This window comes from Rhodococcoides kroppenstedtii (assembly GCF_900111805.1).
GTDB lineage: Bacteria > Actinomycetota > Actinomycetes > Mycobacteriales > Mycobacteriaceae > Rhodococcoides > Rhodococcoides kroppenstedtii.
The window spans coordinates 147,946-169,246 of record NZ_FOJN01000005.1 but is presented as its reverse complement, the minus strand read 5'-3'; the positions used below and the strand labels follow the sequence as shown (position 1 = coordinate 169,246).

The following is a 21,301-nucleotide window of genomic DNA, read 5'->3' as shown; positions in this document are numbered from 1 at the left end:
CGCGCGGCGAAACCGGCGTCGGCCGGTGCCGATACGCTGTCACCGATCCATCCCGTCCGCCCTCCCAGTCCGTCAGTCGAGGAGCACATCACCGTGAGCATCACCGAGTCCGCTGGTCCCGCACCCCGCATCAGCGTGGCGGCCGGGACGACCGCCGGGACGGCGCTGCGTGACGCGGACCTCCCGAACAAGGGACCGGGAGCCATCGTGGTGGTCCGGGACGCCGACGGGCGCCTGCGCGACCTGTCCTGGGCTCCGGAGACCGACACCGTCGTCGAGCCGGTGCGCGCCGATTCCGAGGACGGGCGCAGCGTCATCCGCCACTCCGCCGCGCACGTGCTGGCCCAGGCGGTGCAGGAATTGTTTCCGCAGGCCAAGCTCGGCATCGGCCCGCCCATCGAGAACGGCTTCTACTACGACTTCGACGTCGCCGAGCCCTTCACGCCGGAGGACCTGGCGAAGCTCGAGAAGAAGATGAAGCAGATCGTCAAGAGCGGTCAGCGGTTCTCCCGGCGGGTGTACGAGTCCCTGGACGCGGCGAAGGCCGAGCTGCAGGACGAGCCGTACAAGCTCGAGCTGGTCGACGACAAGGGCTCGGCGGACGACCCCGAGGTCATGGAGGTCGGTGGGGGAGAGCTCACCGCGTACGACAACCTCAATCCCCGCACGGGCGAACGGGAGTGGGGCGATCTGTGCCGCGGCCCGCACGTCCCCACCACCAAGTACATTCCGGCGTTCACGCTGACGCGCAGCTCGGCCGCCTACTGGCGCGGCAATCAGGACAACGCCGGGCTGCAGCGGGTGTACGGCACGGCGTGGGAGTCGCAGGAGGCACTCGACGCCTACCTGGAACTGCTGGCCGAGGCGGAGCGTCGTGACCATCGCCGACTGGGGTCCGAGCTGGACCTGTTCAGCTTCCCGGACGAGTTGGGATCCGGCCTGCCGGTGTTCCACCCCAAGGGCGGCATCGTCCGCAAGGAGCTCGAGGACTACTCGCGCAGCCGCCACGTCGCCGAGGGCTACGAGTTCGTCTATTCCCCGCACATCACCAAGAGCACGCTGTACGAGGTGTCCGGTCACCTGGACTGGTACAAGGACGGCATGTTCCCGGCCATGCATCTGGACGCCGAGCTCGACGAGAACGGCGACGTGCGCAAGCCCGGCCAGGACTACTACCTCAAGCCGATGAACTGCCCGATGCACAACCTGATCTTCGACTCGCGCGGACGGTCCTACCGCGAACTGCCGTTGCGGCTGTTCGAATTCGGCTCGGTGTACCGCTACGAGAAGTCGGGTGTCATCCATGGCCTCACCCGCGTGCGCGGCATGACGCAGGACGACGCGCACATCTACTGCACCCGCGAGCAGATGCGCGGCGAGCTCACCCGCACGCTCGAGTTCGTGCTCGGACTGCTGAAGGACTACGGCCTCGACGACTTCTACCTCGAGCTCTCCACCCGGAACCCGGAGAAGTCGGTGGGATCCGACGCAGTGTGGGAGGAGGCGACGGCCACGCTCGCCGAGGTCGCGGAAGCGTCCGGGCTGCAGCTGGTTCCGGATCCGGGCGGCGCCGCGTTCTACGGCCCGAAGATCTCGGTGCAGGCCAAGGACGCACTGGGCCGCACGTGGCAGATGTCGACCATCCAGCTCGACTTCAACCTGCCCGAGCGCTTCGAACTCGAGTACACCGGTCCCGACGGCACCAAGCAGCGGCCGGTCATGATCCACCGGGCACTGTTCGGGTCCATCGAGCGGTTCTTCGGCGTGCTCACGGAGCACTACGCGGGCGCGTTCCCGGCGTGGCTGGCCCCGGTGCAGGTGGTCGGCATCCCGGTCGCCGAGGCGCACCAGGACCACCTGTTCGCGGTCGTCGGCGCATTGAAGGCCGCAGGCGTGCGCGCCGAGGTCGACGCGGGAGACGATCGGATGCAGAAGAAGATCCGCACCCACACCACGCAGAAGGTGCCGTTCATGCTCCTCGCCGGTGAGCGCGACGTCGAGGCCGGCGCGGTCTCCTTCCGGTTCCGCGACGGCACCCAGGTCAACGGCGTTCCGGTCGACACGGCCGTCGCGGCCGTGAGCGCGTGGGTCGCGGAGCGACGCAACGAGTCCCCCACGGCGGCATTGTTGTCGGACCTGGTTTCCGCGACGGAGTCGGCGTGAGCGGGCCCGACGGCACCATCGTCGACCACGGCGTCGGTGACGAGGATCGCCTGCAGCGGTTGTGGTCGCCGCACCGGATGTCGTACATCGCGACGGCGCCGGGCAGCGGCGACGACAAGGCCGTGACGGAACCGTTCACCCACATTCCGACGCTCGCGGACGAGGACGGCCTGGTGGTCGCCCGCGGCGAGCAGGTCTACGCCGTGCTCAATCTGTACCCGTACAACCCTGGTCATCTCATGGTGGTGCCCTACCGCAAGGTCGCGGCGCTCGAGGATCTGACCGACGCGGAGAGCATCGAGCTGATGCGGTTCACGCAACACGCGATCCGCACCATCAAGAAGGTCTCGCGGCCGCACGGGTTCAACGTCGGGCTGAATCTCGGTGCGCCTGCGGGCGGTTCGTTGGCCGAACACCTCCACCAGCACGTCGTGCCCCGATGGGGCGGCGACGCCAACTTCATCACCGTGATCGGCGGCGCGAAGGTGATGCCGCAGTTGCTGCGGGACACCCGCGCGCTTCTGGCCGACGCGTGGAAGGACTGACCACGTGCTGAGCATCTTCGGGCGGGCGTCGGCCTCCAAGGTCACCGCGCCGCTCGGCCGAGCGCTGAACAGCACCGGCCTGACCCCCGACTCGGTCACGATCATCGGCACCGTCGTCAGCGTCGTTGCGGCCGTCACGCTGTTCCCGAGCGACCATCTGCTGATCGGCACGCTCGTCATCTGGCTCTTCGTGATGTTCGACATGCTCGACGGGGCGATGGCGCGGGCGCGCGGCGGCGGCAGCAAGTACGGCGCCGTGCTGGACGCCACGTGCGACCGTGTGGCGGACGGCGCCATCTTCGCGGGGCTGTCCTGGTGGGCGATCTTTCACCAGAACGACCGACCGTTGCTCGCCGCGATGCTGGTCTGCCTGGTCACCTCGCAGGTCATCTCCTACGCGAAGGCGCGCGCCGAGGCCAGCGGTCTGTCCGCCGACGGCGGCTGGATCGAGCGGCCCGACCGCCTGGTCATCGTGCTGGTCGGGTCCGGCCTGACCGGAATCGGACAGCTCGCGTCGTGGGACTGGTTGCAGTTCGCCCTCCCCGTGGCGACGTATTTCCTGGCCGCCGCCAGCATCGTCACCGTCTTCCAGCGCGTTCTGGCCGTGCGGAATTCGGCGGGGGCACGCGACATCATCCCCATCCAGCCGGATCGGAATCGGATCGAACCCGGCGCGAACCCGTGAGCCTCGGCGAGCAGCTCGGCGCCGCAGGGTACGTCGCCGGGTGGCGGGTGGTCCGGGCGTTGCCGGACGGTCTCGCACGCCGACTCTTCGACGCCGGCGCGGATGTCGCCGCTCGCCGCGGCGGCGGCCCGGAGCAGCTGCGACGCAACCTCGCTCGGGTCCTGGGGACGGCTCCGGCGGACGTTCCGGACGAGATGATCCGGGCGTCGGTGCGGTCCTACGCCCGGTACTGGCGCGAGGCGTTCCGGCTGCCGTCGATGGACCTCGCCGCGCAGGCGCGCAGCATCGACGCCTCGGTGACCGGAAAAGAGCATCTCGAGGGCGCCCTCGCTGCGGGTCGCGGCGCCGTGCTCGCCCTCCCGCACAGCGGCAACTGGGACATGGCCGGGGTGTGGCTGACGCAGACCCACGGGCAGTTCACCACCGTCGCCGAGCGGCTGCGGCCCGAGTCTCTGTACCGGGAGTTCGTGGCGTACCGCGAGTCGCTGGGGTTCGAGATCTTCCCGCTGAGCGGCGGCGAGCGGCCCCCGTTCCCGCAGTTGCGCGACCGACTCGAGGCGGGCGGCGTCGTGTGTCTGCTCGGTGAGCGGGACCTCGCTCGACACGGGGTCCCGGTCACGTTCTTCGGTGAGCCGACCCGCATGCCGGCGGGACCGGCTCGGTTGGCGATCGACACCGGGGCCGCCCTGCTGCCCGTGCACTGCTGGTTCACCGAGACCGGGTGGGGTTTCTCGGTGGAGCCGCCCGTCGACGTCTCCGGCGGCGTCGAGTCGGCGACGCAGTCGCTCGCGGATCGCTTCGCTGCGAACATCGCCGCGCACCCGCAGGATTGGCACATGCTGCAGCCGCTCTGGTGGGACGACCTGTCCGAGGCCCGTCGGGCGCGGATGACGGGGGACACGGCGTGAGGATCGGCATCGTCTGCCCGTACTCCTTCGACGTCCCCGGCGGGGTTCAGGCGCACGTCGCCGAGCTCGCGGAGGTCCTCATCCAGCGTGGGCACAAGGTCAGCGTGCTCGCACCCGCGAGCGACGACACCGAGCTGCCGGACTTCGTCGTCTCCACCGGCAAGGCGCTGAGCTTCCCGTACAACGGGTCGGTGGCGCGCCTGGCGTTCGGCCCGGTCACCTACAGCCGGATCAAGGCGTGGATCGACAAGGGCGAGTTCGACGTGCTCCACATCCACGAGCCCAACGCGCCCAGCCTGTCGATGCTCTCGCTGAAGATCGCGGACGGTCCCATCGTGGCCACGTTCCACGCGTCCACCACGAAGTCGTTGTTGCTCAGCACCTTTCAGGGTGTTCTTCGGCCGTACCACGAGAAGATCGCCGGCCGGGTCGCGGTGAGCGAACTCGCCCGCCGCTGGCAGGTCGAGGCTCTGGGCACCGATGCCGTCGAGATTCCCAACGGTGTCCACGTGCCGGCGTTCCGCGAAGCGCCGGTGCTGCCGGGTTATCCGCGAGAGGGCCGGACGATCCTGTTCGTGGGGCGGTACGACGAGCCCCGCAAGGGCATGGCGACTCTGCTCGCCGCGCTCGGTCGGATCGCCGCCGCGCATCCGGACGTCGAGGTGCTCGTGGTCGGCCGGGGCGACGAGCAGAAACTCCGTCACGAGGCCGGCCCGTCGGCACGGCACTTCCGTTTTCTCGGCCAGACCACCGACGCGGAGAAGGCGTCGGCACTGCGCTCGGCGGACGTCTATTGCGCCCCCAACACGGGCGGCGAGAGCTTCGGCATCGTCCTGGTGGAGGCGATGGCGGCCGGTGCGCCCGTCGTCGCGTCCGACCTCGATGCGTTCCGCCGTGTGCTGCGCGGCGGCACCGCCGGGGCGTTGTTCCCGGTGGGCGACGCCGACGCCCTCGCCGACGAGGTGATCTCCCTGCTCGACGACGACGTGCGCCGGAGGACGCTCGTCGCGGAAGCGTCGCGCGTCGTCGTGAATTACGACTGGCCCGTGGTCGCCGAGCAGATCGTGCGGGTCTACGAGACCGTGGCGGTCCCCGGCCGGGTCGTGGGGGTGGCGGAGTGACCACGACGCTCGTCGCGGTCGGGCTCCTGCTCGCCGTTCTCCTCGTGCTCGCGGCTCTGTGGTCGTACTCCACGGCGCATCGACTCGACCGACTGCACGTGCGCTACGACCGTGCCTGGCAGTCCCTCGAGGCGGCGCTGGCCCGGCGCTCCGTCGTCACGCGCGCGGTGGCCGCGACCCTGGACGGGCCGGACACGCCCGCGCGGACGCTGACCTCGCTGGCGGATCGGGCCGAACGCGCGGACCGACCGGACCGGGAGAGCGCCGAGAACGCCGTGTCGGTGGCCATCGGCCGGATCGATCTCACGCGGCTACCCCCGCAACTGGTGTCGGAACTGGCGGACGCCGAGGCCCGCGTGCAGATCGCCCGCCGCTTCCACAACGACGCGGTGCGGGACACGCTGGCGCTGCGGTCGCGTCGCCCGGTGCGGTGGTTGAAGCTCGGGGGCACGGCGCCGATGCCGACGTACTTCGAGATCACCGAGCGCGACACCACGACGGCGCCGGTGGCCGCGGCGCGGACGCGCACCTCGGCGCGCGTGGTCCTCATGGACGAGCGGGGGCGCGTCCTGCTGCTTCGCGGCCACGATCCGCAGGTGCCCGAGGTCCACTTCTGGTTCACGATCGGCGGCGAGGTCGAGGTCGGGGAGACGCTCCGCGACGCCGCCGTCCGAGAACTGCAGGAGGAAACCGGCCTGCAGGCGTCGCCCGACGAGCTGCGCGGGCCGATGTGGCGCCGGACGGCGACGTTCACGTTCGACGGCCGGGTCATCAAGTCCGAGGAGCTGTTCTTCGCCCTCCGCGCCGAGGCGTTCGAGCCGGTCTCGACCGGTTTCACCGATCTCGAACGTCGCGTGGTCGTCGACCACCGGTGGTGTACGGCCGACGACATCCGCCGCGTCGCGGCCTCGGGCGAGGCGGTGTACCCGCGGGCGATGGCCGAGCTGCTCGACGAGGCGGACACGGTGCTCGCGATGCGGACGGACCCCGACGTGCGCGCCATCGCCTGAGCGGCGGGCAGGCCAGCCGACCGCGACTGGTTACTGCGAAGGGGTCCAGTCGGTCCTACTGTCGGTCGTGTTCTCGGCACCTCGTGTGCCGCGTCGACGTGACAAGGAGTTCGTTCGTGACCACCGCAGCAGCCCCCGAGCGCAACGGAGCCACCCACCGGTCCGACACCCCGGAGACGGGAACGGCCCGGGTGAAGCGCGGCATGGCGGAAATGCTCAAGGGCGGCGTCATCATGGACGTGGTGACCGCCGATCAGGCGAAGATCGCCGAGCAGGCGGGCGCCGTCGCCGTCATGGCCCTCGAGCGCGTTCCCGCGGACATTCGCGCGCAGGGCGGGGTCTCGCGCATGAGCGACCCCGACATGATCGACGGCATCAAGGCCGCGGTCTCCATCCCCGTGATGGCCAAGGCCCGCATCGGCCACTTCGTCGAGGCCCAGATTCTGCAGAGCCTCGGCGTCGACTACATCGACGAGTCCGAGGTTCTGACCCCCGCCGACTACTCCCACCACATCGACAAGTGGCGCTTCACCGTGCCGTTCGTGTGCGGTGCCACCAACCTCGGCGAGGCCCTGCGCCGCATCACCGAGGGCGCGGCCATGATTCGCTCGAAGGGCGAGGCCGGCACCGGCGACGTCTCCAACGCGACTACGCACATGCGAACCCTGCGCGACCAGATCCGGCACCTGACCTCGCTGCCCGAGGACGAGCTCTACGTGGCGGCCAAGGAGCTGCAGGCGCCGTACGACCTGGTCGTCGAGGTGGCTCGCGCCGGCAAGCTGCCGGTGACGTTGTTCACGGCCGGCGGCATCGCCACTCCCGCGGACGCGGCGATGATGATGCAGCTGGGCGCGGAAGGCGTGTTCGTCGGCTCGGGCATCTTCAAGTCCGGCAACCCCGAGCAGCGGGCGGCGGCCATCGTCAAGGCCACCACGTTCCACGACGACCCCGACGTGCTCGCCGACGTCTCCCGCGGGCTCGGCGAGGCCATGGTGGGCATCAACGTCGACGAGATCCCGCAGCCCCATCGGTTGGCCGAACGCGGCTGGTGACCCGCGCGCTCAGGACTCACGCAGCGCCGGGCGATCGGGGTGGTCGACCTTCACCTCGACGTCCGGCGTCTCGCCGTGCCGGTCGGCGTGGGTCAGGAGCGCGTCGACGGTCCAGCGATCGTCCTCGGGGGTGAGGCGTCGCAGGGCCGCCGGTGACAGGGTGAGCGCCACGGTGAGGTCGGTGCGCAGACCCCGGCCGAGCAGCATCGGACCGGCGACGATCAGAACCTGATCCGGACCGGCGTCGACGGCGCGGAGCCGCGCCGAGCGGTCGGACTCCGCGTCCCAGATGGCGGGTAGCCAGTGGCCGCGGTCGTGCAGCGCGGCGACGACTTCTCGTGCGACGCCGTCGTAGTCGAACCATGCCGTGCGGTAGGACAACTCGTCGGTGCAGCCGTATTCGAGCCGAAGCGACGCGGGCCGGACCCACCCGCGGAGGTCGACGACGTCGGCGGCGCGGCCGTCGGTGCGCAGTCGCTCGGCCACGCGTGCGGCGAGGTCGACGGGGCGGGCCGCGTCGGCTCCGTCGATCAGCACCACCCGACGACCCGCGAGTGGTCGAAGACGGTCGGTCACGGCCTCGGCGACGCCATCCGGGGTGACGGGGGAGTAGGTCGGCATCGGTTCGATTGTCCCCCTCGGCGAGCGCTCTGGAACACTGTCGCGCAGTGTCGGTCGGGTCGAGGGCCCGGCCGGTCCGATCGTCAGAAAGGCAGCCATGGCCGGCATCGAAGAAATTCTCGAACTCGAGCGCATCGAGAACGACATCTACCGGGGCAGTTTAATCCCCAGCGAATTGCAGCGGACCTTCGGCGGTCAGGTGGCGGGTCAGGCTCTGGTGTCGGCGGTCAAGACGGTCGACGCCGCGTTCCGGGTGCACTCGCTGCACGGGTACTTCCTGCGGCCGGGCAACCCGAACGAGCCGACGGTGTTCACTGTCGACCGCATTCGCGACGGCCGGTCGTTCGCCACGCGCCGAGTGACCGGCATCCAGGACGGCAAGGCGATCTTCACCATGTCGGCGTCGTTCCACGTCGAGGACGAGGGCATCGAGCACCAGGATCGGATGCCCGCGGTCGTGGGGCCGGAGGAGTTGCCCGATCTCGCCGACGACGAGTCGTCCGCCCGCAAGCTCTTCTTCCGCGAGTGGAGCCGGTGGGACGTCCGCCTCGTCCCGTCGGAGAAGCTGACGCGGAGCGCGAGTCTCGCTGCGCAGCAACAGGTCTGGATTCGCTACCGGGACCCGCTGCCGGACGATCAGGTGTTCCACGTCTGCGCGCTGGCGTACATGTCCGACATGACGCTGTTGGGGTCGGCGAAGGTCCCGCACGAGGACGTCGCCACGCAGACGGCGTCCCTCGACCACGCGTTGTGGTTCCTGCGTCCGTTCCGTGCCGACGAGTGGTTGCTCTACGACCAGACCTCGCCGTCCGCCGGGCTGGGTCGGGCGCTCACCCAGGGCCGGATCTACGACCGGGAGGGACGGATGGTCGCGGCCGTGACCCAGGAGGGACTCATGCGATTCGACCGCACTGCCACTCACACGCCGGGCCTGGACGCCGAGCGATGACCGACCCGGTCGTCGGTGTTCTCGCGCTGCAGGGGGACGTGCGCGAGCATCTGGCGGCGCTCACCGCGTCGGGCGCGCGGGCGGTGCCGGTGCGGCGGCCCGCCGAGCTCGCGGCCGTGGACGGCGTGGTGATTCCCGGCGGTGAGTCCACCACGATGGGGCTGCTGCTGCGCACGTTCGATCTGCTGGAGCCGCTGCGCGCGGCCGTCGCGGGCGGCCTGCCGACCTACGGCTCCTGCGCCGGGATGATCCTGCTCGCGTCCGAGATCCTCGACACGCGGCCGGACGCCGTGCATCTCGACGGGCTGGACGTCACCGTGCGGCGCAACGCCTTCGGCCGTCAGGTGGACTCCTTCGAGGCCGACCTCGAGGTGACCGGGGTGCCCGGCGAGCCGGTGCACGCGGTGTTCATCCGGGCGCCCTGGGTGGAACGCGTCGGCCCGGAGGTCGAGGTTCTCGCGACCGTTCCCGCGGGTTCGGCCGCGGGCCGCGTGGTCGCGGTGCGCCAGAACTCGGTGCTCGCGACGTCGTTCCATCCCGAGGTGACGGGTGATCGACGCATCCACGCGATGTTCGTCGACATGGTGCGAACGGCGGTGGCGCGCGCGGAGCCGGCCGGCAGCACGGCGCGGGCCGACGGTCGGCCCTCGCTGTCCGCGTAAGCTGGATCCGTTCTCCGCCGGTACGAAAGGGGCATTTGCCGATGAGCGGCCACTCCAAATGGGCTACGACCAAGCACAAGAAGGCCGTCATCGACGCCCGTCGTGGCAAGTCCTTCGCCAAGCTGATCAAGAACATCGAGGTCGCCGCGCGGACCGGCGGCGGTGACCCGGCCGGCAACCCGACGCTCTACGACGCCATCCAGAAGGCGAAGAAGACCTCGGTGCCGAACGACAACATCGAGCGCGCACGCAAGCGCGGTGCCGGTGAAGAGGCAGGCGGCGCCGACTGGCAGACGATCATGTACGAGGGCTACGGGCCCAACGGCGTGGCGGTGCTCATCGAGTGCCTGACCGACAACCGCAACCGCGCCGCCGGCGAGGTGCGCGTGGCGATGACCCGCAACGGCGGCAACATGGCCGATCCCGGATCCGTCGCCTACCTGTTCTCGCGCAAGGGCGTGGTGACGCTCGAGAAGAACGGTCAGAGCGAGGACGACGTCCTCATGGCGGTGCTCGACGCGGGCGCCGAGGAGGTCAAGGACAACGGCGACACCTTCGAGGTCGTCTCCGAGCCGACCGACCTGGTGGCGGTTCGGTCCGCGCTGCAGGAAGCGGGCATCGACTACGACTCCGCCGAGGCGAGTTTCCAGCCGTCGGTCAGCGTTCCCGTGGACGCCGAGGGTGCGCGCAAGGTGTTCAAGCTCATCGACGCGCTCGAGGACAGCGACGACGTGCAGAACGTCTACTCGAACGTCGACATCAGCGACGAGGTCATGGCGGAGCTCGACGCCGAGTAGCGCGCCGTGTCGCTCGCCGGTCACTTCCGCCCCGGGCGTTACAGTATCGAACAACAGTTCGTAGGTACCCGGCTCGTGTCCGGTGCCCGCCCGGCGGAAGGAACGGTGTCCGGTTGCGTGTCATGGGTGTCGATCCGGGTCTGACCCGGTGCGGCCTGAGTCTCGTCGAGGGCGGGGCGGGACGCGCCGTGACCGCGCTCGACGTCGACGTCGTCCGCACGCCGGCCGATCTGGACCTGGCCGAGCGGTTGCTCCTGATCGCGGAGTCGGCGGAGTACTGGCTGGACACCCATCGACCCACCGTCGTCGCCGTCGAGCGGGTGTTCTCCCAGAACAACGTGCGCACCGCGATGGGCACCGCGCAGGCCGGCGGGGTCATCGCGCTCGCCGCCGCCCGGCGGGGGATTCCGGTCGCGTTCCACACCCCGAGCGAGGTGAAGGCCGCGGTGACGGGCAACGGTTCGGCCGACAAGGCCCAGGTCACCGCCATGGTGACCCGCATCCTGGGGATGCAGCGGGCACCGCGACCGGCCGATGCCGCCGACGCACTCGCCCTGGCCATCTGTCACTGCTGGCGAGCCCCGATGCTCGCGCGCATGGCCGCCGCGGAGAAGCAGGCCGCCGCTGCCAAGGCGGCGTACGAGAAGAAGCTGGCCCAGCAACGTGCCGCGCACCGGGCGCGCACCATCACTCCGGGAGCGACGCGCTAGATGATCTCCTCCGTCCGCGGCACCGTGCTGGACATCGCCCTCGACCACGTCGTCGTGGAGGCGGGTGGCCTCGGCTACCGCGTCAACGTCACCCCGGCCACGCTCGCGTCGCTCACGCGCGGAGCCGAGGCCACGCTGGTGACATCGATGATCGTGCGCGAGGACTCGATGACGCTCTACGGGTTCACCGACGGCACGTCACGTGACCTGTTCGGACTCCTGCAGACCGTGTCGGGCGTGGGTCCGCGGCTCGCCATGGCCGTGTTGGCCGTGCTCGAACCCGACGCGCTGCGCACCGCGCTCGCCGACGGCAACACCTCCGCGCTGACGCGGGTACCGGGAATCGGCAAGCGCGGCGCCGAACGCATGGTCGTCGAACTCCGGGACAAGATCGACGGCGTGGTCGCGGCACCGCCGACCGCCGCCGGTCCCGCCGGCACGGGGGCGGTCCGCGATCAGGTGGTCGAGGCGCTGGTCGGTCTCGGTTTCCCGGTCAAGCAGGCCGAGACCGCCGTCGACGCGGTCCTCGCGGACACGCCCGATGCGACCACCGCCACCGCACTCCGATCGGCCCTGTCGACGCTCGGACGGTCGCGATGACGGACGTGGATCGGCCCGAGGACCCCTCGCCCGTCACCGCCGAGGTCCGGCCCGACGACGGTGATCTGGACGCGAGCCTGCGCCCGAAATCCCTCGACGATTTCATCGGTCAACCGCGGGTGCGCGAGCAGTTGCACCTGGTGCTGCAGGGCGCGACCCAGCGCGGCGGCACACCCGATCACATCCTGCTGTCCGGTCCGCCCGGCCTCGGCAAGACGTCCATGGCCATGATCATCGCGGCCGAACTCGGCAGCGCCCTGCGGCTGACCTCCGGGCCGGCGCTCGAGCGCGCGGGCGACCTGGCGGCGATGCTCAGCAATCTGGTCGAGGGCGACGTGCTGTTCATCGACGAGATCCACCGCATCGCCCGGCCGGCCGAGGAGATGCTCTATCTGGCGATGGAGGACTTCCGCGTCGACGTCGTCGTCGGCAAGGGGCCGGGAGCGACGTCCATTCCGCTCGACGTCGCGCCGTTCACGCTCGTCGGGGCCACCACTCGATCCGGCGCCCTCACGGGCCCGTTGCGCGACCGTTTCGGCTTCACCGCACACATGGACTTCTACGACCCGCAGGAACTGCAGCGCATCCTCACGCGCTCGGCCGGAATCCTGGGGGTGCGGATCGACGCCGACGCGGCCGCCGAGATCGCGGGCCGCTCCCGCGGGACGCCGCGGATCGCGAACCGGTTGCTGCGCCGCGTGCGCGACTACGCGGAGGTCCGCGCCGACGGTCGGGTCACGCTGGCCGTGGCGCGCGCGGCACTGGACGTGTACGACGTGGACGAACTCGGGCTCGACCGTCTCGACCGGGCGGTACTCGGGGCCTTGGTGCGCAGCTTCGGCGGCGGACCGGTGGGGGTGTCGACGCTCGCCGTGGCGGTGGGGGAGGAACCCGCCACCGTCGAGGAGGTGTGCGAGCCCTATCTGGTGCGCGCCGGGATGATCGCCCGAACCCCGCGGGGACGCGTGGCCACGGCCGCGGCGTGGGAACGGCTGGGCCTGGTTCCGCCGCCGGACCTGGCCGTCGGCGGCATCGCCGTGCGCGTCAACGAGCCCCAGCGGACCCTGTTCGACGAGTCCTGATCGCCCGAAACGGGCATCGTCGTGGCACACTGGACACGCGGTGGGCAGCCGTTCCCACGGTCGAACCCGCCACCATTCACCCCCGATCACGAGGATTGACGTTTCCGATGGAACTGCTGTTTCCCCTTCTCATTCTTGCGCTCCTGGTGCCCATGTTCATGGGTATCCGCCGACAGAAGAAGGAGATGGCGAAGGTCTCCGAGCTGCAGCAGTCCCTGAGCGTCGGTGACCGCGTGATCACCACCGCCGGACTGCACGGCCTGGTCGACGATCTCACCGACGACACGGTCGATCTGGAGATCGCCCCCGGCATCATCACCACGTGGTCGCGTGTCGTCGTGCGCGAGGTCGTGGCCGACGAGGACGAGACCGACGAGCTCGCGGAGACCGCCGGCATCGACCACGACGAGACCGTCGACGCCGGCGCTCGGGTCGACGCACTCGAGAACGGCCGCACCACGGACCCCGACGCCGCGGCGCCCCGCCTGACCAAGGACTGAGCGGCCCCATCGAACCACCCACCGCCCCCGAGGACGTCCTCGGGGGCGGTGGCGTGTCCGCGAGAGGGTACGGTCGATCGGGCTCCGGACCCCCGTTCCCAGCCGACCCGTGTCGTTTCGACACCGACCCGAGCATCCGAGGAGAAGCAGCAATCGTGGCATCGTCCAGCGGATCGTCGTATCCGGTGCGGTATCTCGCCCTGTTCGGGGCGTTCGTCGCACTGATCTACGGCCTGGTGTTCCTCACCGGTGACAAGTCGCCTACCCCCAAGCTGGGCATCGACCTCCAGGGCGGTACCCGCGTCACGCTGACCGCACGCACCCCGGACGGCAGCGCGCCGAGCCAGGACAGCCTGCGTCAGGCGCAGCAGATCATCGAGACGCGCGTCAACGGTCTCGGTGTGTCCGGCTCCGAGGTGGTCATCGACGGTCAGAACCTGGTCATCACGGTGCCCGGCGACGACTCCTCGCAGGCGCGCACGTTGGGTCAGACGGCTCGCCTCTACATCCGGCCGGTCATCCAGGCGACGTCCCCGACGCCGCCCGGAACCCCCGCGGCCACGGATCCCGGTGCTCCGGTCGATCCTGCGGCCCCGGTGGACCCCGCTGCGCCGGTCGATCCTGCGGCCCCGGTGGACCCCGCTGCTCCGGCCGACCCCGCTCCGCAGAACCGACCGTTCCCCGCGCAGGATCCGACGGACCCTGCCGCGCCGACCGACACGGCGCCGACGGACACCGCGCCGGCCGAGGAGCCGAGCGAGCAGGACGCCGGCTCCGAACCGGGTGCCGCGCCGACCGAGTCGAGTCCCGACGAGACCGCGAATGCCATCGCCGAAGCCAAGGCGCTGCGTCAGAGCGCGGATCCAACCGTCCAGCAGCAGGCCGCGGCCACCATCGACTGCTCGGCGCCGGACCCGCTGCAGGGCAACGACGATCCGGCCCTGCCGCTCGTGGCCTGTTCGACCGACGGCACCGCGGTGTACGTGCTCGGACCGTCGATCATCGACGGTCAGCAGATCGCCGACGCGTCGTCCCAGTTCGACACGCAGCAGTCCCGCAACGTCGTCTCCCTCAGCTTCGACGCGGCCGGTGGAGACACCTGGGCGCAGTTCACGGCGGCGAACATCGGTCAGCAGGCCGCGTTCACGCTCGACTCCAAGGTGGTGAGCGCGCCGGTCATCCAGGGTGCGACGCCGTCGGGCAGCGCCACCCAGATCACCGGCAATTTCACCGCCGACAGCGCGCGGGAACTCGCGAACACCCTCAAGTACGGGTCGCTGCCGCTGTCCTTCGCCGCGTCGGAGGCGGAGACGGTGTCCGCCACCCTGGGTCTCGCCTCGCTCGAGGCGGGACTGATCGCGGGCGCGGTCGGCCTGGTGCTGGTCCTGCTCTACTGCCTCCTCTACTACCGCATGCTCGGCATCCTGACCGCGCTGTCGCTGGTGCTGTCCATGGCCGCGATCTACGGCATCCTGGTGCTGCTCGGTCGGTGGATCGACTTCACGCTCGACCTCGCGGGTATCGCCGGCCTCATCATCGGCATCGGCATGACCGCGGACTCGTTCGTCGTCTTCTTCGAGCGCATCAAGGACGAGATTCGCGAGGGACGTAGTTTCCGGTCCGCCGTGCCACGAGGGTGGGCCCGAGCACGGCGCACCATCCTGTCCGGCAACGCGGTGAGCTTCATCGCCGCCGCCGTGCTCTACGTCCTCGCCGTCGGACAGGTGCGCGGCTTCGCCTTCACCCTGGGTCTGTCCACGCTGCTCGACATCGTCATCGTGGTTCTGGTGACGTGGCCGCTGGTCAACCTCGCGTCCCGGTCCGAGTTCTGGTCCCGGCCGTCGATCAACGGCCTCGGTGCCGTCCAGGAGATCGCCCGGGCCCGCAAGCGTGCCGCCGCCGCCAAGACCGCTGCCGCCGCCGGCGCCGAGAAGGAGGCCTGAATCGTGGCCGACACCACCACCCTCACCGACACCGCCCCCGAGCCCGCCGAACAGGGACGTGGCCTGCTCTCCCGGCTGTACACCGGCACCGGCGCGTTCGACATCATCGGTCGTCGCCGGCTCTGGTACATCGTCACCGGCGTCCTTGTCGCGGTGTCGCTGCTGTCCATCCTCGTGCGCGGCTTCACCCTCGGCATCGACTTCGAGGGCGGCACCCGCGTGCAGTTCCCCGCCGCCGACGGGGTCGAGACCTCTCAGGTCGAGCAGATCTACACCGACACCCTCGGTGCCGACCCGGTGGCCGTGCAGACCGTGGGAACCGGCGCCGGGGCGACCATTCAGATCCGCTCCGAGACGCTCGACGCCGGGCAGGCGTCGTCTCTGCAGACCGCACTGTTCGACGCCTTCGCGCCCCAGAATTCCGCGGGCGAGTCCACCCCGGACGCCGTGACGTTCACCGACGTCAGCGAGACGTGGGGATCGCAGATCACCGAGAAGGCGCTGATCGCACTCGCGGTCTTCCTGGTGCTGGTGAGCGTCTACATCGCGATCCGGTACGAGCGCGACATGGCGATCGCCGGCATCACCGCGCTCTTCTTCGATATCCTCGTGACCGCCGGCGTCTACTCCCTGGTGGGCTTCGAGGTCACGCCGGCCACCGTCATCGGCCTTCTCACCATTCTCGGCTTCTCGCTCTACGACTCCGTGGTGGTGTTCGACAAGGTCGAGGAGAACACCCGCGGCATCCTCCACCTGAACCGGCGCACCTACGCCGAACAGGCCAACCTCGCCGTCAACCAGACCCTCATGCGCTCGATCAACACCACCGTCATCAGTGTGCTGCCGGTGCTCGCGCTCATGGTCATCGCCGTCTGGCTCCTCGGCGTCGGCACTCTCAAGGACCTCGCGCTGGTCCAGCTCGTGGGCATCGTGGTCGGCGCGTACTCGTCGATCTTCTTCGCGACGCCGCTGGTGGTGTCGCTCAAGGAGCGGTGGGGGCCGGTCGCCGCCCACACCCGCAAGGTTCACGCGAAGCGCGCGGAGGCCGCCGAGCGCCGCGCGGCCGCCGGAGCGGGTGACGCCGCGCCGGTCTCGGTCCGCAAGGACCAGGTCGGTTCGGATGGGCCGCGTGGGGGCGCGCGGGGCGGTGCCGATGGGCCGCGCGCGGGCGCGCGGAGCGGTGCCGATGGGCCGCGCGCGGGCGCGCGGAGCGGTACCGATGGGCCGCGCACGGGCGCGCGGCCGACGGGCAAGCGGGCCAAGAAGAGGCGCTGACATGACCCGGGGAACGAGACGTCTGGTCGCCGGAGCGGCCGCGGTCGTCGTCGCGGTGTCCGCGGCGGCGTGCAGCACAGAGGAGGATCGCGTCCCGTCCATCGGTTACGCCGTGAACGGGCCGATCACCACCTACAACGCGGGCTCCACCGAGGGCGCGTATTCGGCGGCGCGTCAGGCGCTCTCCCGCGTTCTCCCCGGGTTCTCGATGATCGGGCCGGGGGGAACCGCGGTCGCCGACACCGACATCGGCACCGTCACCGAGGTTCCCGGCCAACAACAGGTCCTGACCTACGCGTTCGCCCCGGCAGCCGTCTGGTCCGACGGGGTCCCCATGACGTGCGACGACCTGGTGCTCGCCTGGGCGGCGCGACGCGGGACCACCGAGGGGTCGGGCACTGCGTTCGACGCCGCCGAGACCGCCGGTTACTCCGACATCGAGCGCATCGACTGCGTGCCCTCGCAGAAGGAGGCCACGGTCACCTTCCGGGCCGATCGGCCCCTCGTCGACCGCGAATCCCTGTTCGGTCCCGGCACCATCCTTCCGGCGCACGTCGCCGCGCGGACCGCGGGCGTGCCGGACGTCACCTCGACTCTCGCGGGCGGCGACGCCGACGCCGTCGGCCGCCTCGCCGAGGCCTGGAACACCGGATGGACCCTGCCGTCCGGCGCGGTCGACCCCGCCGTGTTCGCCGCGTCGGGTCCGTTCCGCGTCGAGTCGTTCTCCGCGGACGACGGTCTGGTCCTCGTGCCCAACGACAACTGGTGGGGCGTCCCGGCCCAGACCGACCGGATCGTGGTGTGGCCGTCCGGGATCGACCTGGCCGAGAAGGCGAGCTCGGGCGACGTCGAGGTGGTGGATCTGCCCGGAGGCGCCGCCGCACCCGACGGGTTCGCCGCGGCGGCCCAGCCGAGCTTCGGCGTCGAGCAGCTGATCTTCGCGACGTCGGGAGTGTTCGTCGACCCCGCCGCCCGCCGCGCCGTCGCCTCGTGCGTGCCGCGCACGGCGTTGTTCGACGCCCACGGGCACCCCGGCTACGACGCCGAGACCGGCCGCGGATCCGGTGTCGTCGACAGCCGGGTGATGCTGCCCGGCACGCTGCCGTACCGCAGTGTGGCCGCCGTGGCCGCCGACCGGTACCGCACCACCGACGTCGCCGCCGTGACGGCCGGTCTCGCGCAGGCCGGGCTCACCGACCCGACCGTGCGCATCGGCTACCGCGGACCCGACTCGCGTCGTGCCGCGATCGTGGCCGACATCGCCGCCGCGTGCGGACCGCTGGGAGTCGACGTCGTCGACGCCTCCTCGGACACCCTCTCGCCGCTCGCTCTGCGCGCAGGCGAGGTCGACGTGCTGCTCGCCGGGACCGCCGGCGGGTTCGGCCCGACCGGCACCGCGACGCCGGGGTCCGCTCGGACGGCGCTGCTCGGCGGGCAGAACGTCAACCTCGGCGGGTATGCGAACGGGCGTGTCGACGAACTGCTGAACCGTCTCGCCGTGGACGGCTCGGACGCCACGGCGCTGTCGGCGGGGACGGACGTCGAGAGAATCCTCTGGGACGACCTGCCGACGTTGCCGCTGTGGAACGTGCCCGTCGTCACCGCGACGGCGTCCGGCATGCGTGGGGTCGACGCCAATCCGTGTGTCGCCGGAGCAGGATGGAACATGGACAAATGGGTCTTCGTCCGATGAGCGACTCGACGGTCTCGCCCGCCGGTCTCGCGGTGGAGCGTCTCACCCGGTGGGCCGACGACTTCCCGACGCCCGGCGTCCGGTTCGCCGATCTCACCCCGGTGTTCGCGGACGCGGAGGGACTGCGGCTCGTCATCGACGCGCTGGCCGAGGCCGGTCGCGACGCCGACGTGGTCGCCGGGATCGATGCCCGCGGCTTCCTCCTGGGGGCCGGTGTGGCGCTGGCTCTGAACACGGGGGTCATCGCCGTCCGTAAGGCCGGCAAGCTGCCGCCGCCCGTCCACCGGCAGTCCTACGCGCTCGAATACGGCACCGCCGAGCTCGAGATCTCGGCCGACGGCATCGCGCTCGCCGGGCGTCGCGTTCTCGTCGTCGACGACGTCCTCGCCACCGGTGGAACACTGGAGGCGGCGGCGGAGCTGCTCACCCGCTGCGGCGCCGAGGTGGTGGGCGCCGCCGTGGTGCTGGAGGTGGAAGCTCTGGGCGGCCGGAAGCGTTGGAATCATGGTTCGCTCACCACACTGGGCTCCGTCCAGTGAATTCCGTCTAGGCTGAGCGAGCCGGAACTGCGGGAGGTGGTCGAGATGACGCGCTACATCGGACAAACGCCGACGGACGCCGAGCCCAGCGCTGTCCCCGATACGCCCGCCGCGACCGAGTCGAGTGCCGCCGACGCCGCTGCCGACACCCAGCAGGTACCGACCCCACAGGCGCCGACCCCGCAAGCACCGTCGTCCGCCTCGCGGCGAGTGCGGGCCCGCCTCGCCCGTCGCATCACCGCGCAGCGCAGCACCGCGGTCAAGACCGTGCTCGAGCCGCTCGCCGGCACGCATCGGACGCTCTATCCCAAGGCGGACCTGGGGCTGCTGCAGCGTGCGTACGACGTGGCCGAGGAGCGCCACGCCTCGCAGATGCGCAAGTCCGGGGATCCGTACATCACCCACCCGCTGGCCGTCGCGAACATTCTCGCCGAGCTGGGGATGGACACCACGACTCTGGTGGCCGCGCTCCTGCACGACACCGTCGAGGACACGGGCTACTCCCTCGATCAGCTCCGCGCCGAGTTCGGCGACGAGGTCGCCCACCTCGTCGACGGGGTCACCAAGCTCGACAAGGTGGCCCTGGGCACCGCGGCCGAGGGCGAGACCATCCGCAAGATGATCATCGCGATGGCGCGCGACCCGCGGGTCCTGGTCATCAAGGTCGCCGACCGGCTGCACAACATGCGCACCATGCGCTTCCTGCCGCCCGAGAAGCAGGCGCGCAAGGCGAAGGAAACCCTCGAGGTCATCGCGCCGCTGGCCCATCGCCTCGGCATGGCGACGGTCAAGTGGGAGCTCGAAGACCTCGCGTTCGCGATCCTGCACCCCAAGAAGTACGACGAGATCGTGCGGCTCGTCGCCGACCGTGCCCCCTCACGCGACACGTACCTGGCCAAGGTGCGGGCCGAGATCAACAGCACACTCACGGCGTCGCGCATCGGCGCCGTGGTCGAGGGTCGCCCCAAGCACTACTGGTCCATCTATCAGAAGATGATCGTCAAGGGCCGCGACTTCGACGACATCCACGATCTGGTCGGCGTCCGCATCCTGTGCGACGAGATCCGCGACTGTTACGCCGCCGTCGGCGTCGTGCATTCGCTGTGGCAGCCGATGGCGGGACGGTTCAAGGACTACATCGCTCAGCCGCGCTACGGCGTGTACCAGTCGCTGCACACCACCGTGGTCGGCCCGGAGGGCAAGCCCCTCGAGGTGCAGATCCGCACGCGGGACATGCACCGGACCGCCGAGTTCGGCATCGCGGCCCACTGGCGGTACAAGGAGACTCGCGGCAAGCACTCCGGCGACGCCGCCGAGGTCGACGACATGGCGTGGATGCGTCAGCTGCTCGACTGGCAGCGTGAGGCGGCGGACCCGGGGGAGTTCCTCGAGTCGCTGCGGTACGACCTGGCGGTCAAGGAGATCTTCGTCTTCACCCCCAAGGGCGACGTGGTCACCCTCCCCGCCGGATCGTGTCCGGTCGACTTCGCGTACGCCGTCCACACCGAGGTCGGGCACCGCTGCATCGGGGCGCGGGTCAACGGCCGACTGGTAGCGCTCGAACGCCGGCTCGAGAACGGCGAGGTGGTGGAGGTCTTCACCTCCAAGGCGCCCACGGCGGGGCCGAGCCGGGACTGGCAGACGTTCGTCGCGTCCCCCCGGGCGAAGACGAAGATCCGTCAGTGGTTCGCCAAGGAACGGCGGGAGGAAGCGCTCGACGCCGGCAAGGACGCCATCGCGAAGGAAGTGCGTCGCGGCGGACTTCCGTTGCAGCGCTTGATGAACGGCGAATCCATGTCGGCCATCGCGCACGAGTTGCGGTACGTCGACGTCTCCGCGCTCTACACCGCGGTGGGGGAGAACCACGTCTCGGCGCAGCACGTCGTGCAGCGGCTCGTCGCGCATCTCGGCGGCGTCGGCGACGTCGAGGAGGAACTGGCCGAGCGGTCGACGCCGTCCACCATTCCCACGCGGCCCCGCCGGGTCGGTGACGCCGGCGTCCTGGTGGCCGGGGCGGACGGTGTGGTGGCCAAGCTCGCCAAGTGCTGCACGCCGGTCCCGGGGGACGACATCCTGGGCTTCGTCACGCGCGGCGGCTCCGTCAGCGTCCACCGCACCGACTGCACCAACGCCACGTCGCTGCAGCAGCAGGCCGAACGGCTCATCGAGGTGGAGTGGGCGCCGTCGCCGTCGTCGGTGTTCCTCGTCGCCATCCAGATCGAGGCGCTCGACCGCCACCGTCTGCTCTCGGACGTCACCAAGGCGCTGGCCGACGAGAAGGTCAACATCCTCTCGGCGTCGGTGACCACGTCGGGCGATCGCGTGGCGATCTCCAAGTTCACGTTCGAGATGGGTGACCCCAAGCATCTGGGGCACGTGCTCAACGTCGTCCGCAACGTCGAGGGCGTCTACGACGTCTACCGGCTGACGTCGGCGGCCTGACCGA

General features: G+C 70.5%; 20 protein-coding genes. 19 read left to right on the top strand and 1 reads right to left on the bottom strand.

Annotated elements, in window-relative coordinates; genetic code table 11:
• Positions 1–93: 93 nt before the first annotated feature.
• From thrS to pdxS, 7 genes are all read left to right on the top strand, one after another.
• Positions 94–2,163, top strand: a complete 2,070-nt coding sequence (gene thrS / locus BMZ18_RS07940; RefSeq protein WP_068362157.1) for a threonine--tRNA ligase — start codon at positions 94–96, stop codon at positions 2,161–2,163.
• On the top strand, positions 2,124–2,708 hold the full coding sequence (locus BMZ18_RS07935; RefSeq protein WP_082894972.1) for an ATP adenylyltransferase: 585 nt from the start codon (positions 2,124–2,126) through the stop codon (positions 2,706–2,708). Before thrS ends, BMZ18_RS07935 begins: the two co-directional genes overlap by 40 nt.
• Before the next feature lie 4 nt (positions 2,709–2,712).
• Positions 2,713–3,393, top strand: a complete 681-nt coding sequence (pgsA, locus tag BMZ18_RS07930; RefSeq protein ID WP_068100955.1) for a phosphatidylinositol phosphate synthase — start codon at positions 2,713–2,715, stop codon at positions 3,391–3,393.
• Positions 3,390–4,301, top strand: a complete 912-nt coding sequence (locus BMZ18_RS07925; protein WP_068362151.1) for a phosphatidylinositol mannoside acyltransferase — start codon at positions 3,390–3,392, stop codon at positions 4,299–4,301. Before pgsA ends, BMZ18_RS07925 begins: the two co-directional genes overlap by 4 nt.
• Positions 4,298–5,422: a glycosyltransferase family 4 protein gene (locus BMZ18_RS07920; protein WP_068362148.1), complete on the top strand. Its 1,125-nt coding sequence runs from the start codon at positions 4,298–4,300 to the stop codon at positions 5,420–5,422. The genes BMZ18_RS07925 and BMZ18_RS07920 overlap by 4 nt, the downstream gene beginning before the upstream one ends.
• Complete coding sequence (locus BMZ18_RS07915; protein ID WP_068362145.1) at positions 5,419–6,432, top strand: NUDIX hydrolase; 1,014 nt, start codon at positions 5,419–5,421, stop codon at positions 6,430–6,432. The genes BMZ18_RS07920 and BMZ18_RS07915 overlap by 4 nt, the downstream gene beginning before the upstream one ends.
• Positions 6,433–6,548: 116 nt before the next feature.
• Positions 6,549–7,484, top strand: coding sequence for a pyridoxal 5'-phosphate synthase lyase subunit PdxS (gene pdxS / locus BMZ18_RS07910; protein ID WP_074922073.1), 936 nt, complete (start codon positions 6,549–6,551; stop codon positions 7,482–7,484).
• 9 nt (positions 7,485–7,493) lie between these two features.
• Here pdxS and BMZ18_RS07905 read toward each other — a convergent pair whose 3' ends face one another.
• Positions 7,494–8,105 carry a nucleoside/nucleotide kinase family protein gene (locus BMZ18_RS07905; protein ID WP_068362142.1) on the bottom strand — a complete coding sequence of 204 codons (612 nt, stop codon included), beginning with the start codon at positions 8,103–8,105 and terminating at the stop codon, positions 7,494–7,496.
• 97 nt (positions 8,106–8,202) lie between these two features.
• Between BMZ18_RS07905 and BMZ18_RS07900 the strand changes: the two genes are divergently transcribed.
• From BMZ18_RS07900 to BMZ18_RS07845, 12 genes are all read left to right on the top strand, one after another.
• Positions 8,203–9,054: an acyl-CoA thioesterase gene (locus BMZ18_RS07900; protein WP_068362139.1), complete on the top strand. Its 852-nt coding sequence runs from the start codon at positions 8,203–8,205 to the stop codon at positions 9,052–9,054.
• The gene (gene pdxT, locus BMZ18_RS07895; RefSeq protein ID WP_068362136.1) at positions 9,051–9,716 is read left to right on the top strand and encodes a pyridoxal 5'-phosphate synthase glutaminase subunit PdxT; all 666 of its coding nucleotides are present in this window, start codon (positions 9,051–9,053) and stop codon (positions 9,714–9,716) included. Before BMZ18_RS07900 ends, pdxT begins: the two co-directional genes overlap by 4 nt.
• 41 nt (positions 9,717–9,757) lie before the next feature.
• On the top strand, positions 9,758–10,513 hold the full coding sequence (locus tag BMZ18_RS07890) for a YebC/PmpR family DNA-binding transcriptional regulator (protein ID WP_068100974.1): 756 nt from the start codon (positions 9,758–9,760) through the stop codon (positions 10,511–10,513).
• A 113-nt stretch (positions 10,514–10,626) separates the two neighbouring features.
• Entirely contained in the window at positions 10,627–11,223 is a 597-nt protein-coding gene (gene ruvC, locus BMZ18_RS07885; protein WP_068100976.1) for a crossover junction endodeoxyribonuclease RuvC, read from the top strand.
• A complete protein-coding gene (gene ruvA, locus BMZ18_RS07880) occupies positions 11,224–11,823 on the top strand; it encodes a Holliday junction branch migration protein RuvA (RefSeq protein ID WP_068362133.1) in 600 nt (199 codons plus the stop codon).
• Positions 11,820–12,905: a Holliday junction branch migration DNA helicase RuvB gene (ruvB, locus tag BMZ18_RS07875; RefSeq protein WP_068362130.1), complete on the top strand. Its 1,086-nt coding sequence runs from the start codon at positions 11,820–11,822 to the stop codon at positions 12,903–12,905. Before ruvA ends, ruvB begins: the two co-directional genes overlap by 4 nt.
• A 107-nt stretch (positions 12,906–13,012) precedes the next feature.
• Positions 13,013–13,405 (top strand): preprotein translocase subunit YajC, encoded by a 393-nt coding sequence (yajC, locus tag BMZ18_RS19130; RefSeq protein ID WP_082833819.1) that lies wholly within the window; start codon positions 13,013–13,015, stop codon positions 13,403–13,405.
• 155 nt (positions 13,406–13,560) lie between these two features.
• Positions 13,561–15,348 (top strand): protein translocase subunit SecD, encoded by a 1,788-nt coding sequence (gene secD / locus BMZ18_RS07865; RefSeq protein ID WP_170851468.1) that lies wholly within the window; start codon positions 13,561–13,563, stop codon positions 15,346–15,348.
• A gap of 3 nt (positions 15,349–15,351) precedes the next feature.
• Positions 15,352–16,623: a protein translocase subunit SecF gene (gene secF, locus BMZ18_RS07860; protein WP_074922072.1), complete on the top strand. Its 1,272-nt coding sequence runs from the start codon at positions 15,352–15,354 to the stop codon at positions 16,621–16,623.
• 1 nt (position 16,624) lies between these two features.
• Positions 16,625–18,316: an ABC transporter substrate-binding protein gene (locus tag BMZ18_RS07855; RefSeq protein WP_068362127.1), complete on the top strand. Its 1,692-nt coding sequence runs from the start codon at positions 16,625–16,627 to the stop codon at positions 18,314–18,316.
• On the top strand, positions 18,313–18,855 hold the full coding sequence (locus BMZ18_RS07850; protein WP_068362125.1) for an adenine phosphoribosyltransferase: 543 nt from the start codon (positions 18,313–18,315) through the stop codon (positions 18,853–18,855). Before BMZ18_RS07855 ends, BMZ18_RS07850 begins: the two co-directional genes overlap by 4 nt.
• A gap of 45 nt (positions 18,856–18,900) precedes the next feature.
• Positions 18,901–21,297: a RelA/SpoT family protein gene (locus BMZ18_RS07845; protein WP_068362244.1), complete on the top strand. Its 2,397-nt coding sequence runs from the start codon at positions 18,901–18,903 to the stop codon at positions 21,295–21,297.
• Positions 21,298–21,301 lie beyond the last annotated feature (4 nt).

Coding starts and splice junctions, on each gene's coding strand:
- BMZ18_RS07905 (WP_068362142.1), bottom strand. CDS start 8,105: ATGCCGACCTACTCCCCCGTCACCCCGGATGGCGTCGCCGAGGCCGTG.
- BMZ18_RS07900 (WP_068362139.1), top strand. CDS start 8,203: ATGGCCGGCATCGAAGAAATTCTCGAACTCGAGCGCATCGAGAACGAC.
- pdxT (WP_068362136.1), top strand. CDS start 9,051: ATGACCGACCCGGTCGTCGGTGTTCTCGCGCTGCAGGGGGACGTGCGC.
- BMZ18_RS07890 (WP_068100974.1), top strand. CDS start 9,758: ATGAGCGGCCACTCCAAATGGGCTACGACCAAGCACAAGAAGGCCGTC.
- ruvA (WP_068362133.1), top strand. CDS start 11,224: ATGATCTCCTCCGTCCGCGGCACCGTGCTGGACATCGCCCTCGACCAC.
- ruvB (WP_068362130.1), top strand. CDS start 11,820: ATGACGGACGTGGATCGGCCCGAGGACCCCTCGCCCGTCACCGCCGAG.
- yajC (WP_082833819.1), top strand. CDS start 13,013: ATGGAACTGCTGTTTCCCCTTCTCATTCTTGCGCTCCTGGTGCCCATG.
- BMZ18_RS07855 (WP_068362127.1), top strand. CDS start 16,625: ATGACCCGGGGAACGAGACGTCTGGTCGCCGGAGCGGCCGCGGTCGTC.
- BMZ18_RS07850 (WP_068362125.1), top strand. CDS start 18,313: ATGAGCGACTCGACGGTCTCGCCCGCCGGTCTCGCGGTGGAGCGTCTC.
- BMZ18_RS07845 (WP_068362244.1), top strand. CDS start 18,901: ATGACGCGCTACATCGGACAAACGCCGACGGACGCCGAGCCCAGCGCT.